The sequence below is a fragment of the Desulfurobacterium atlanticum genome (assembly GCF_900188395.1).
GTDB classification, from domain to species: domain Bacteria; phylum Aquificota; class Aquificia; order Desulfurobacteriales; family Desulfurobacteriaceae; genus Desulfurobacterium_A; species Desulfurobacterium_A atlanticum.
In genome coordinates, this window is record NZ_FZOB01000001.1 from 99,228 (window position 1) to 111,922 (window position 12,695).

Consider the following 12,695-nt stretch of genomic DNA (forward strand, 5'->3'; position numbering starts at 1 on the left):
CACAAATTGTTTTAAAGTTGGTTAGTCAGGCAGTCCTGTACTTCCTATGCTTACTTCTTCAACTTCCCTTTCGTTTAAAGGCACCACTTTTCTCAGTTTTTCAAATATGAAATGGTTTTCAAGAATTTCTGCTGCCCGTTCACTTTTTGTGAATCTATAGTGCTTGCTTATTAGGACTTTCAGAAAATCTGCATCTTTTTGAGATAGTTCCTTTACTTTAACATAGTTTCTGTTTATTTTCTGCTCTATTTTACCGTCAAGAATGTATGCTACTCCACCTGTCATTCCCGCTCCAAAATTCATTCCAACTTCACCAAGGATAACAACAACACCTCTTACCATATATTCACACCCATGCTGTCCTATACCTTCAACTACAGCAACAGCACCGCTGTTTCTTACTGCAAATCTTTCACCGACTTTTCCTGATGCAAACAGCATTCCACCTGTTGCACCGTAAAGGAGAGTGTTGCCGGCTATAACATTTTCGTAATGTTTTCCTTTAAAGTTGTCTGCGAAATTTAAAACTATTAATCCTCCTCCCATTCCTTTACCGACGTAATCATTGGCAATTCCTTTAAGATAAAGAGATATGCCGTTTGTTAAAAATGCTCCGAAACTCTGTCCAGCTGTTCCTTTAAATGTAAGCTTGATAAGGTCTTTCGGAGCATTGCTTCCAAAGTGTTTATTTACTATGTATGCAAGTGGAATGCCAACTCCTCTGTCAACATTTTTTATCAGGTATGTTTTTCTAAAAGGTTCACCGTTTTCAATGAACGGCTTTGCGTCTTCAACAATCCGTTCGTTTAACGGGGAAGAGATCGGATTGTATGGTTCTTTTACTCTTATGAAAGGTAGTGATGGTGAGGTTATATAACCAAAATCAACAGAAGAAGCTTTTGAGTGTTTTTTCAATTTTTCCATATCAGGCTTTAGAAGTTCACTTTTTCCCGTTATCTCCTTCAGGTTTTTATAACCAAGCCGGGCAAGGTGTCTTCTTACATCTTCAGCCAGCAGTTTAAAGTAATTTATAACGCTTTCAACCTTGCCTTTAAACCTTTTTATCCTTTCTTCATCCTGTGTGGCTATGCCTACAGGGCATCTGTTTGTGTGGCATTCTCTGTCCATCACGCACCCTTCGGCTATCATGGCAGCCGTGCCGATTCCAAACTCCTCGGCTCCAAGGAGAGCAGCAATTATGATATCTCTTCCACACTTTATTCCGCCATCAACCCTTAAGGTGACGTTTTCTCTCAATCCATTTTCAATAAGCGTTCTGTGAGTTTCAGGAAGTCCTATCTCCCAGGGAAGCCCGGCTCCTTTTATTGAAGTTATCGGTGAAGCTCCTGTTCCTCCGTCACTGCCTGAAATCTGAATAACGTCAGCTTTTGCTTTAGCAACCCCTGCTGCTACAGTTCCAACTCCGGATTCAGCAACAAGTTTTACCGCTATTTTTGCTTTTGGATTTGCCAGTTTCAGGTCATATATAAGCTGTGCAAGGTCTTCTATTGAGTAGATATCGTGATGTGGAGGTGGCGAGATTAGTGTCACTCCCGGAATGGAAAATCTCAGTTGGGCTATATATTTTGTTACCTTTTTGCCTGGAAGGTGTCCTCCTTCTCCCGGTTTTGCTCCCTGGGCAATTTTTATCTCAATCTCTTCAGCAGATGCAAGGTAAGAAGGGGTTACACCGAATCTTCCTGAAGCTACCTGTTTTATTTTGCTGTTTTTTGCGGCGTAGTATCTTTCAGGGTCTTCCCCTCCTTCTCCGCTACAGCTTTTTGCTCCTAAAAGGTTCATCGCTTCTGCAAGAACCTCATGAGCTTCTTTTGATAAAGCTCCGACTGACATTCCTGGAACCATCAGGTGTTTGACTATGCTTTCTACCGGTTCAACCTCTTCTATCGGTATGGGTTTTCTGTCCGATTCTATTTTTAAAAGATCTCTTATGTAAATAGGATTTTCGTTATAGTAATCGTAAAGTTTTTCAAACTCTTCAAAGTTTCCTGTTTTTGCACTTTTTAAAATTGCTCTTACTACTTGCGGAGAGAAACCGTGTTTCTCTTTACCTGGTTTAAATCTTAAAGCGCCTGATTCTGGAATATCTTCAAGAGTTTCTGAAGCATTGCAGTTTCTATTTATCTCTCTCTCTATGTCCTTAAGTGTCATACCACCTATAGGGGAGAATGTGTGAGGGAAAAATTTATCCACCACCTCTTTTGAAAGGCCGAGTATGTCAAAATTCTGACTCAGATGGTATGAAGATAGCAGGGAGATTCCCATTTTTGACATTATTTTAAGAAGACCGTTATTTACAGCTTTTTTGTAGTTATCAATGAGAGTTTCATACGGCAGGTTCAGTTCAATTACGCGGGTTTTAAGGTATTCAAACACAAGGTAGGGATAAACCGCACTTGCTCCAAAAGCAACAAGGGCTGCTATTTCATGTGTTGTTTTTACCTCTCCTGTTTCAACAACGATAGAGATTTTGTGCATGAGATTTTCTTTCTTTAAAAAGTTTAAAAGTCCTGAAACTGCAAGAAGTGAAGGAATAGGCTTTTTGCAGTTTCTATCAGAAAGGATAACAACATCAATATCGTGCTTTTCTATCGCTTCTTTTACACTTTTAAAAAGGTTTTCTATGGCTGTTTCAAGATCTTCTTTAAACTCAAGTTTAAAGGTTTCCACTTTCATAAATGAGGCGTTTTTCAGGTTTTCAAATTGACCGGGAGTAAGCAGTGGAGATTCAAGTTCAATTCTTCTTGGCAGCTTTCCTTCTCTCTCAAGGAAATTTACTTTTCCACCAAGTCGTATTTTCAATGACATTACAACCCTTTCTCTTATAGGGTCAATGGGAGGATTTGTAACCTGAGCAAATTTCTGCTTAAAGAAGCGGAAAAGGGAAAAAGGTGCATCGGATATGAATGGAAGAGGCGTGTCATCTCCCATGGAAAAAACAGGTTCTTTTCCAAATTCTGCCATTTCGTCAATAATAAACTCAAGGTCCTCTTTTGAGTATCCAAATTTAATTAATTCTTCTCTTAGTTTACTTTCGTTAACGAGAGAGTTTTCAAGAGTTGTTTTAAGGTCTGAAAGCTTGAAAAGTTTTCTCCTTATCTCTCTCCTTAAATCTCTCTGACGGGCTATGCGTTTTAACACCTCTTTGTTTGTTTCAACTGTTCCAAATTCTGTGTTTACGACAACTATCTCTCCGGGAGAGAGTCTGTTGTGGGAAACTACTTTGCTCTCATCTATTTCAATCATTCCCTCTTCAGAGCCAAATATAACAGTTTCGTCTTCTGTTATTGTATATCTGGCAGGGCGCAGTCCGTTTCTATCAAGTTTTCCTCCTACCACTTTTCCGTCTGTAAATGCAACTGCAGCAGGTCCGTCCCACGGCTTCATTAAAAGAAGATGATATAGGAAAAATGCCCTTTCTTCATCATCAAGATCAAGCATTTCATAAGCAGGTGGGATTAAAACACTTATTGCCTCTTCAGGTTGATAACCTGATAACACCATGAGTTCAAAAACTCTGTCAAGAGATGCAGAATCACTTTCGTCAAAGTTTATTACAGGTAATGCGTCTTTTATTCTGTTACCGAAACGGGAGCTTTTTATTATCGGTTCAACTATTTTTATAAAGTTTCTATTTGCTGTTATTGTGTTTATTTCTCCGTTGTGGGCTATCATTCTGAGAGGCTGAGCAAGTTTCCATTCAGGATTTGTGTTTGTTGAATATCTCTGGTGAAATACAGCAATTGCTGTTTTAAAAAGGTCATTGTTAAGGTCAGGATAAAATTTTTGAAGGTCAGGAGCAAGAAGCATCCCTTTGTAAACTATAAGTTTATCAGAGAAAGATAAAACGTAATTATTTTTGGAAATTTGTCTTAATGCTTTCTCAATCTTTCTTCTTAAAATGTAAAGGTCAATTTCACCGGGAAATGGAGTTATTATCTGAATAATGAAAGGAAGGCTTTTTCTGGCAATTTCGCCACATTCGTTGATGTTAACAGGAACTTCCCTCCACAGAAAAGGAAGGTTTTTCTCTTTTAGAATATTTTCAACAGTTTTAATACTTTTATCAACCTGTCTGCTGTCTATAAAAAAGGTTCCAACTGCTATCTCATCTCCGAAATTTTCCCCTGCTTTTTCAACCTCTTTTCTAAAAAATTCCACAGGTAGCTGGAAAAGGACGCCTGAACCATCGCCTGTTCTTCCGTCGGCAAGAACGGCTCCTCTGTGTGTAAGGTTTGAAACTGCGCTAAGTGCTTGATGAAGAATTTTGTAGCTTTTATATCCGTTTATATCAGCTATAAATCCAACACCGCAGGAGTCTTTATGTTTCATTGTGCTTCTCCTTAAAAATGAATTATGTATTTTCCATTAAACGATTGAGCATCTTCAATACCTATATATTTTGTTGTTCCTTCTTTAAATTTCTGGAATCTTTTAGATGGATAGATACAATAATCAGGGTTAATGGTTTCCACTATCTCTTTTAAAAGTTTGTTTTCAGGAGATAGCATTGATACGAAGATGTTAACTTTTGGGATTTTTAGCTTTTCAAAAGTGGCAAAAAGGGCAAGAATATCTTCATTGAAGATGTATCCCATATCTTTTTTAGGAAATTTTCCTTTGTTTCTTTTTGCCCATTCTTTTCGTGTGAATTTGTATGTTTGTGGATGAAAAATACCACTTAGTCCGCAAAAGTAGATATTTTTGTATTTAAAAATTCTTGACATAAAATCAACACCGTCGCTTTTTGAAAGAATTTCAAAGTCTTTCTCTTTACCATGTATGTAAAACCACGTTCTTTTGAGAGTTAAAGGACGGGATAGATTCATCGGTCCAAAAGCTATTGTAATATCAGGAGATGTAACTTCAACAAGCCCTTTTAACCTTTTATCGTGCCCGTTTAACGGTCCAACTATTAAAAAATCCATAAAAAACTCCAGAGAAGGTTTTAAGAAAATAGTCCTTCAACAAATTCCTCAGGATTGAATTTCCTTAAATCTTCTATTTTTTCGCCGATTCCAACATATTTTATTGGAATTTTAAGTTCGTTTGAGATGGCAATAACAATTCCGCCTTTTGCTGTCCCATCAAGCTTTGTCAGTGCAATTCCTGTAACATCTGTTATCTCCTTGAACGCCTTTGCCTGAGAAATTGCATTCTGCCCGGTGTTTGCGTCAAGGACAAGAAGGATTTCAGAAGGTTCTCCGGGAAGCTCTTTACTGACAACTTTTTTGATTTTTTGTATCTCTTTCATCAGTCTATCTTTATTGTGAAGTCTTCCGGCAGTATCTATAATGAGCACGTCATCTCCTTTGGCTTTAACACTTTGAACAGCATCAAAAACCACAGATGCAGGGTCGGCGCCTTCATTTCCTTTTATGATTCTTGCTCCCGATCTTTGAGCCCATACCTCAAGCTGTTCTATTGCCGCTGCTCTAAAAGTGTCTGCTGCTGCAAGAACAACACTTTTTCCTTCATCTTTTAGCTGTTTTGCAAGTTTTCCTATGGTGGTTGTTTTTCCAACACCGTTTACACCAAGCACTAAAATTACAAATGGTTTGTGGTCTATTTTCAGCTCTCCTTTATGTTTTAAGAGAATGCTTTTAAGTCTGCTTTTAAGAAGTTCAAGAATTTTGTCCGACTCTTTGATTTTTTTCTTTTTGGCTTCTCTTTTAAGCTCTTCTATAAGCTCAAGAGTTGTTTTTACTCCTATATCTGCAAGTATAAGTTTCTCTTCAAGCTCTTCAAAAAACTCTTCGTTAACTTCCCTTCCTTTAAATACAGAGAAATTAAGGGCTTCTCGCGTTTTCTTTAAACCTTCTTTAAAGCTTTTAAAAATTCCGCCTTTTTTCTCCTCTGTTGCCTTTTCTATCTCTTTTTTAAGTTCGTTTAACTCATCTTTGTAGCTCTCTGGTGTAAAGGGTTCTATTTCAGATATAATTTTCTTTGCCTGGTCATAAAACCCTTCTTCTATTAAAAGCTTTGAAAGTTCAAATCCTGCTAAAAATTTTTCCTGTTTGTTTTCAGATTGATATGCTGTTTCAAAAAGGTTTCTGGCTTTTGATAAATTTTTGTTTTCATACTTTTCAAGGATTCCCGATATTAAAGCAGCTGTGTATTTTCCTGCCTTCTCTTCTATAAGGTTTGTATCTATATCAACGTCTCTGTAAGAGATTTTCTCTTTTAATAGTGTTGCTGCTTCAACAACAAGTTCTCCGTTGCTGTAGTGAATGGCGTTGGCTATTCCTTCTGTGAATTTCTTTATATTTTTGTCTGCAAGTTTAAGCCACAACTGTGGTTGATTGGGATTCTCTTTTAACTCATCTTCAATAGATTTCTTTCTGAAAAACCCGAGCATTTTCGGCTCCTTACGATTAAAATAATTTGGTAAACTGTCCTGGCTAAATTTATTTCTTTAAACAACTTTTTCAAAAGTGCTGATGGTAAGGAATGCAATATATTATATCAGGTTAAACATTTAGATGAGGTTGGTTATGGATTTAAGACTTTACGGAATAACCGATGAGAGGTTTATGGGGCTTAAGGACATTGCTGAAAAAGTTGCCGCTGCAATAGAGGGAGGGGTAACTGTAATTCAATACAGAGCTAAAAAGAAAGAAGCGATAGATATGTATGAAGAGGCTTTAAAGGTAAGAGAGATTACAAAAAAGTATCACATTCCTTTTATAGTAAATGACAGGGTTGATCTTGCGATTGCTGTTGGGGCTGATGGTGTCCATGTGGGGCAGAAAGATCTACCTGTTTCTGTTGTGAGGAAAATGGTCGGGGAAAGTTTTATTGTGGGTCTTTCAACCCATAATCTTTTAGAGGTGGAAAGGGCAGATAGAGAAAATGTTAACTATATAGGATTTGGACCGATTTTTCTGACAAACACGAAAGAGAAACCTGACCCTGTTGTGGGAACGAAACTTTTGAAAGAAGCTGTTTCTGTTTCAACTCACCCTGTTGTTGCGATAGGTGGGATTAATAGCGATAATATAAGAGAAGTTTTAGAATGTAAGCCTGCGGGTGTCTCTGTTGTAAGAGGTATCTTTCAGGGAGACCCTTATGAAAATGCAAAAAAGTTAAGAGAGATAATAGATGCTGAGATGGGCTGAAATCTATCTTAATAGGCTTAAGAACAATTACAACTCTTTAAAAAAATTTACAGGAAGAAAGAAAATAATTGCCGTTGTTAAAGCAAATGCTTACGGCCACGGCAGTGTTCCCGTTTCCCTTTTTCTTGAGAGGGAAACAGATGTTGATATGTTTGCTGTTGCGACTATTGATGAAGGAAAGGAACTTAGAGAAGGGGGAGTAAAAAGCCCGATTCTTGTTATGAGCAATCCTTTAATTGAAGGTGTTGATGAGGTAAAAGAGCTTAATTTGACCCCCGTAGTTTTTGATTTTGAAAGTCTTGAAATAGCTGTAAAAAATGGTATAGGTTTTCACCTTAAAGTTGATACAGGTATGGGAAGATTAGGATTTCTTCCTTATCAGTGGGAGAGTGTTCTTGAAAAGCTGGATTTTTCACTTCTTAAAGGGGTTATGAGCCATTTTGCAGATTCTGATACTGATGTTGAGTTTACACGTTATCAGTATAATATGTTTATACCGCTTATTAAAAAAGTTCTGTCTGTTAAAAAGGTTGCTGTTCATATAGATAACAGTGGGGCTGTTCCTCTTTCTCTTGACGGACTTTTAACCCATTCAAGGATAGGCCTTGCTCTTTACGGGAGTAAACCGTATCCTGATTTTCCTGTTCCGGTTGAGCAGGTCATGGAGGTTAAATCAAAAGTTATAGATGTGAAAACGCTACCTCCAGATTGGGGTGTTTCTTACGGAAGAACGTATATTACAAGAAAGAGTGAAAAGATAGCGGTTGTTGCTTTTGGTTATGCCGATGGATTTATCCGTTCACTTTCAAACAACTGGCAGGTAAAGATAAACGGTTGTTTTGCTCCTGTTATTGGAAGAATCTGCATGGATATGACTGTTGTTTCTGTTGAAAGGATTGATACAAAGGTTGGTGATGAAGTTGTTATTACAGACAGAGCTCTTACTTTTGATAAAATGGCTGAGAAAGCGGGAACCATATCTTATGAAATTATGTGTGATATAAGTCCCAGGGTTAAAAGGATTTTCTTTGAGAGGGAAGATGGAAAGATACTATCTCGTTTTTGATTTTGCCATACCATTTCAGATGAGAGATATTGCTGATGGAATGTTTTTTGAAGCAGGTTGCAAAGGGGTGGAGGATTTAAAGGAGGAGAACGGAATTTATTATGTAAGAGTTTATTTTGATGGGAATGCTGATTTTCATCCTGAAGAGACTCCACTTAAAGAGTATCTTATAGGTTCTTTTCGTATAGAGGAGCAGGACTGGAATGAGAACTGGAAGGAGCATTTTAAACCTGTTGAAATAGGAAAATCTATCGTTGTTGTTCCTTCCTGGCTTAAGGAAGAGTTTAATCCAGAGGATAGAATTCCCATTTACATCTATCCAGGTCAGACATTTGGTACAGGGAGTCATGAGTCAACAAAACTTATGATGAAGCTTATGGAAGAGTATGTTTTTCCAGATTGTTCTTTTCTTGATGTTGGAAGCGGTAGTGGTATTCTTTCAATTCTTGCAAAGAAGCTTGGTGCAGGGAAGGTTGTGGCGTGTGATATTCAAAAAGAGGCAAAGGATGAACTTGAATTAAATTCGCTGATAAACGGTGTTTCAGGTGTTGAGTTTGTTCACGGAAGTGTTGATAGAGTTAAAGGACAGTTTGATATTGTTGTTGCAAACATAGAGAAACACCTGCTTCTTCCAATTTTTCCGGAAATTGTCCGAAAAGTTTCGCAAACTCTCCTTATTTCCGGGATTCTTGAATCCCAGGAAAGTGATATGGTGAAAGAGATTGAAAAACATGGTTTTACCGTAGAAAAAGTTGAAAGGGAAAATGGATGGATAGCTGTAGCTGCCAGAAAGTAAATGTTGACCTTCATATGCATACAACCTGTTCAGACGGGACAGATTCTCCTGGAGAGATTGTTAAGCTTGCCGCTTCAAAAAATCTGAAAGTTATAAGTATTACCGATCATGATACGGTTTCAGGTGTTCAAAAAGCTGTAGAGGTAGCAAAGAGAGAAGGGATAGAATTTATTCCGGGAATAGAAGTTACTGCAGATACCTCTTTCCTGCCCTCTGATGCGGAGTTTCATATACTCGGATACTTTATAGACATAGAATCTTCTGCCATAAAGGAGCTTGTTGAGTTTTTCTCTAAGACGAGAGAGAAGAGAAACAGGCTTTTAATAGAAAGGCTTGAAGATGCAGGTTATGATATTCACTATGAAGATGTTGAATCGTTGTTTGGTAAAAACTTTGGGAAACCGAACATTGTTACTCTTCTTGTTGAAAAAAAGATTGTTCCTACAAGAAAGGAAGCTTTTTCTCTTATTAAGAAATACAGGGTGAAAAGAGAAAAGCTTGATTACAGAGAGATTTTCAGGCTTTTAAAAGAGGCAAACGGTATTCCTGTTGTTGCCCATCCGCCTACTCTTAAAATTCCAAGAAATTACTATCTATCTTTTTTCACGAAACTGAAAGAGGAAGGTCTTGAAGGTGTTGAGATAATTCATTCTATCCATACGCCTGCAGATGTTGAAGCTTTAAAAGGTGTTGTAAAAGAACTTTCTCTCCTTTCCACAGGTGGCAGTGATTACCACGGTTATAATAAACCGGACATAGCTCTTGGTATGCTTAATATAAAACTTGAAGATTTAAATTTCGGGATTTTCACCGGGGTGTGATTATGATTTTAGGTGTGCTTGGTTCAGGAAGCTGGGGTTCTGCCATTGCCGTTCATTTTGGAAGGCTTGGATTTAAAGTTATTCAGTGGTGTAGAGAAGAGGATGTGGCTGAAAGTATAAATAGGGAACGGGAAAACAGAAGATACCTTCCGGGAATTTCCTATCCTGATACGGTGGAAGCTATTTCAGATGTTGAACGGTTTTTTAAGAGAGTGGGAGATGTGATTTTTTCCGTTATTCCTGCTCAATTTAGCAGGGATTTCTGGAGCCGTTTCAAAGATGAGCTTAAAAGGAGAAGGGTTATCTGTGCAAGTAAAGGAATAGAGATAAGTTCTTTAAATCTTCTGTCTCAGGTTTATAAAGAGGTTGTCGGTGGAAAGTATTTTGTTCTTTCTGGTCCCACATTTGCCCGTGAGGTAGCAAAAGGGCTTCCTTCTGCTGCTGTTGTTGCAGGTGAGGATAAGGAGGAAACGTTTGCTCTTGTTAACATGCTCAGCAGTAAAATTTTCAGGCTTTACTCCTCTAACGATGTTATCGGTGTTGAAACAGGCGGTGCTATGAAAAATGTTGTTGCGATTGCTGCTGGAATTTCAGATGGGATGGGTCTTGGCAACAATGCAAGGGCGGCTCTTATAACCAGGGGACTTCATGAGATTAAAAACCTTGGTGTAAGATTGGGTGCTCAGGAAAGAACGTTTTACGGTCTTTCAGGTATGGGAGACCTTATCCTGACATGCACAGGGGATTTATCAAGAAACAGACAGTTTGGACTTTCAATAGGTAAAAGAACCGGTAAAGTTGACGAGAAATATGTTGTTGAGGGTGTTCACACTGTGAGAGCGGCTGTTGAGCTTGCCAAAAAACTTAATGTTGAAATGCCGATAGCTGAAGCTGTTTATTCTGTTGTTCACGATGGTAAAGACCCTGAAAGGGTTATGGTGGAGCTTCTCTCAAGACCGGTGAAGGAAGAATGAAAAAGAGTGTAACAATAGGAACGGCTGGCCATATTGACCACGGAAAAACATCCCTTGTAAAGCGGTTAACAGGTGTTGATACCGACAGGCTAAAAGAAGAGAAAGAAAGGGGCATGACCATAGAGCTTGGGTTTGCCCACATGAAGCTTGGAGATTATCTGATAAGTATTGTTGATGTTCCCGGCCATGAAAAATTTATAAAAAATATGGTTGCAGGAGCTCAGGGAATAGACGGTGTTCTTTTTGTGATAGCCGCTGATGAAGGAGTTATGCCTCAAACAAAAGAGCATCTCACAGTTTGTGAAATGCTCGGTATAAAAAAGGGAATAGTCGTTCTTACAAAGGTTGACATGGTTGATGATGAGTGGCTTGAACTTGTTGAAGAGGACGTCAGGGATTATTTAAAAGGTTCTTTCCTTGAAAATGCTCCCTTTGTCAGGGTTTCTTCAAAAACTGGAGAAGGGTTTGACATTTTAAAAGAGGAGATTCTAAAACTTGTAAAAAATATTCCGGAAAATAAAGAGTATTCATTTCCAAGACTTCCTGTTGACAGAGTTTTTTCTGTTAAAGGTTTTGGCACCGTTGTTACTGGAACACTTTCTGGAGGCTTGATAGAGGAAGGAGAAGAGTTATCTGTTTATCCCTCTTTGAAGAGTTTGAAGGTGAAAGGGATTCAGGTTGCAGGAGAAAAAGTTTCAAAGGCTTATCCGGGTCAGAGGGTTGCCTTAAATGTTTCTCTTTCTTTAAATGAGATTGAAAGGGGAGACATTTTAGCTCCTGCTGGTATTTTAGACGGCAGTAATCTGATAGATGCTGTTATAACATTTTCAAAAAATATGGAACCTTTTGAAAAAAGGAAACGTATCCATTTTCATTATCTTACTCAAATGGTTGAAGGAGAGATTGTTTTAATAGATAAAGATGTAGCTGAACCTGCCTCTTCTTCCAGGGTGCAGATTATTCTTGATAGAGAAATTTTTCCGGTTTACGGTGATAGGTTTATCTTAAGGAGCATAACTCCTTCAGAGGTTATAGGTGGGGGTATGATTCTCCATCCTCTTGAAAGAAAACGTTATAGGAAAAAGTTTAAGCAGGAATTTGTTGAAAAGATAAAACAGCTTGAAGAAGGCAGAAAAAAAGCTCTTAAAGTTTTTGTTTCTCAGTTTGAACCTCTTGAAGTATCAAAACTTCCACAGTTTCTTAATCTTTACGGTGAGAATTTAAATCTCTTTCTCAAAGAAGTGGAAGAAATGGGGGATATTGTCAGGGTTGGAGATTTCCTTTATAGAAGAGATAGTGTTGATAAAGTTTTTAGAAAAGCGTTGGAGTTTGTTTCCGATTTTCACAAAAAGTATCCTGTTCTTGAAGGGATTAACAGGGAAACTCTTAAAAGTTTTCTCAATGTTGACTCTGCTCTTTTTGAAAAGGTGATTTCAGAATCTGCGGAGCTTCTTTCTGTTTCAAAATATGTGAAATTGAAAGATTTTAATCCTTACCTTGATGAAACTTTTAAAAAGATTAAAGAAAAAGTTGATACTGTTCTTTTAAGGGAAAAATTTTCTCCCCCGTCTGTTGAAAAGCTGAGAGAAGAGATTGGTGAACCGAAAGATAAGTTTTACGCCCTTCTGGAATTTCTTCAAAAAAACGGATATAAAATGGCAGGGGAGTTTCTTATCCATCCTGAGATTTTTGATGAGATAGTTGAGAAACTTAAATCGTTTAAAGCTACCGGTTCCTTTAAAGTTGCAGAATTTAAAGACCTTCTTTCCATTTCAAGAAAACATGCAATTCCTTTACTTGAACTGCTTGATAGAGAAGGTATAACAGAGAGAGAAGCTGATGGAACAAGGAAATTGAAAGTATAAATTCTGGCTTACTTTCTCAAAAACGGTTGCAAATTGG

The 12,695-nt window shown here is 37.8% G+C and carries 9 protein-coding genes; 6 read left to right on the forward strand and 3 right to left on the reverse strand.

The genetic code is table 11. The annotated features are described in order from the left end of the window. Window positions 1-21: 21 nt before the first annotated feature. The 3 genes from gltB to ftsY are packed head-to-tail and all read right to left on the reverse strand — an operon-like array spanning window position 22 to window position 5,857. The gene (gltB, locus tag CHB58_RS00530; protein ID WP_089322143.1) at window positions 22-4,350 is read right to left on the reverse strand and encodes a glutamate synthase large subunit; all 4,329 of its coding nucleotides are present in this window, start codon (window positions 4,348-4,350) and stop codon (window positions 22-24) included. An 11-nt stretch (window positions 4,351-4,361) separates the two neighbouring features. Then, window positions 4,362-4,946 carry a hypothetical protein gene (locus CHB58_RS00535; RefSeq protein ID WP_089322144.1) on the reverse strand — a complete coding sequence of 195 codons (585 nt, stop codon included), beginning with the start codon at window positions 4,944-4,946 and terminating at the stop codon, window positions 4,362-4,364. 20 nt (window positions 4,947-4,966) lie between these two features. Continuing rightward, window positions 4,967-5,857 (reverse strand): signal recognition particle-docking protein FtsY, encoded by an 891-nt coding sequence (ftsY, locus tag CHB58_RS00540; protein ID WP_425478086.1) that lies wholly within the window; start codon window positions 5,855-5,857, stop codon window positions 4,967-4,969. A gap of 655 nt (window positions 5,858-6,512) precedes the next feature. On the opposite strand from ftsY, the gene thiE reads away from it, so the two are divergent. The 6 genes from thiE to selB are packed head-to-tail and all read left to right on the forward strand — an operon-like array spanning window position 6,513 to window position 12,658. After that, the gene (thiE, locus tag CHB58_RS00545) at window positions 6,513-7,136 is read left to right on the forward strand and encodes a thiamine phosphate synthase (RefSeq protein WP_089322146.1); all 624 of its coding nucleotides are present in this window, start codon (window positions 6,513-6,515) and stop codon (window positions 7,134-7,136) included. Continuing rightward, complete coding sequence (gene alr / locus CHB58_RS00550; protein ID WP_089322147.1) at window positions 7,120-8,202, forward strand: alanine racemase; 1,083 nt, start codon at window positions 7,120-7,122, stop codon at window positions 8,200-8,202. The genes thiE and alr overlap by 17 nt, the downstream gene beginning before the upstream one ends. Further along, window positions 8,177-8,998 carry a 50S ribosomal protein L11 methyltransferase gene (locus CHB58_RS00555; RefSeq protein WP_089322148.1) on the forward strand — a complete coding sequence of 274 codons (822 nt, stop codon included), beginning with the start codon at window positions 8,177-8,179 and terminating at the stop codon, window positions 8,996-8,998. Before alr ends, CHB58_RS00555 begins: the two co-directional genes overlap by 26 nt. Beyond that, window positions 8,971-9,819 carry a PHP domain-containing protein gene (locus CHB58_RS00560; protein WP_089322149.1) on the forward strand — a complete coding sequence of 283 codons (849 nt, stop codon included), beginning with the start codon at window positions 8,971-8,973 and terminating at the stop codon, window positions 9,817-9,819. Before CHB58_RS00555 ends, CHB58_RS00560 begins: the two co-directional genes overlap by 28 nt. 2 nt (window positions 9,820-9,821) lie before the next feature. Beyond that, window positions 9,822-10,793, forward strand: a complete 972-nt coding sequence (locus CHB58_RS00565; protein ID WP_089322150.1) for an NAD(P)H-dependent glycerol-3-phosphate dehydrogenase — start codon at window positions 9,822-9,824, stop codon at window positions 10,791-10,793. Next, window positions 10,790-12,658, forward strand: coding sequence for a selenocysteine-specific translation elongation factor (gene selB, locus CHB58_RS00570; protein ID WP_089322151.1), 1,869 nt, complete (start codon window positions 10,790-10,792; stop codon window positions 12,656-12,658). The genes CHB58_RS00565 and selB overlap by 4 nt, the downstream gene beginning before the upstream one ends. Window positions 12,659-12,695: the final 37 nt, after the last annotated feature.

Bases quoted from the DNA above. Each gene is read 5' to 3' on its own strand.
- alr (WP_089322147.1), top strand. From the start codon at position 7,120: ATGCTGAGATGGGCTGAAATCTATCTTAATAGGCTTAAGAACAATTAC.
- thiE (WP_089322146.1), top strand. From the start codon at position 6,513: ATGGATTTAAGACTTTACGGAATAACCGATGAGAGGTTTATGGGGCTT.
- selB (WP_089322151.1), top strand. From the start codon at position 10,790: ATGAAAAAGAGTGTAACAATAGGAACGGCTGGCCATATTGACCACGGA.
- CHB58_RS00565 (WP_089322150.1), top strand. From the start codon at position 9,822: ATGATTTTAGGTGTGCTTGGTTCAGGAAGCTGGGGTTCTGCCATTGCC.
- gltB (WP_089322143.1), bottom strand. From the start codon at position 4,350: ATGAAACATAAAGACTCCTGCGGTGTTGGATTTATAGCTGATATAAAC.
- CHB58_RS00560 (WP_089322149.1), top strand. From the start codon at position 8,971: ATGGATAGCTGTAGCTGCCAGAAAGTAAATGTTGACCTTCATATGCAT.
- CHB58_RS00535 (WP_089322144.1), bottom strand. From the start codon at position 4,946: ATGGATTTTTTAATAGTTGGACCGTTAAACGGGCACGATAAAAGGTTA.
- CHB58_RS00555 (WP_089322148.1), top strand. From the start codon at position 8,177: ATGGAAAGATACTATCTCGTTTTTGATTTTGCCATACCATTTCAGATG.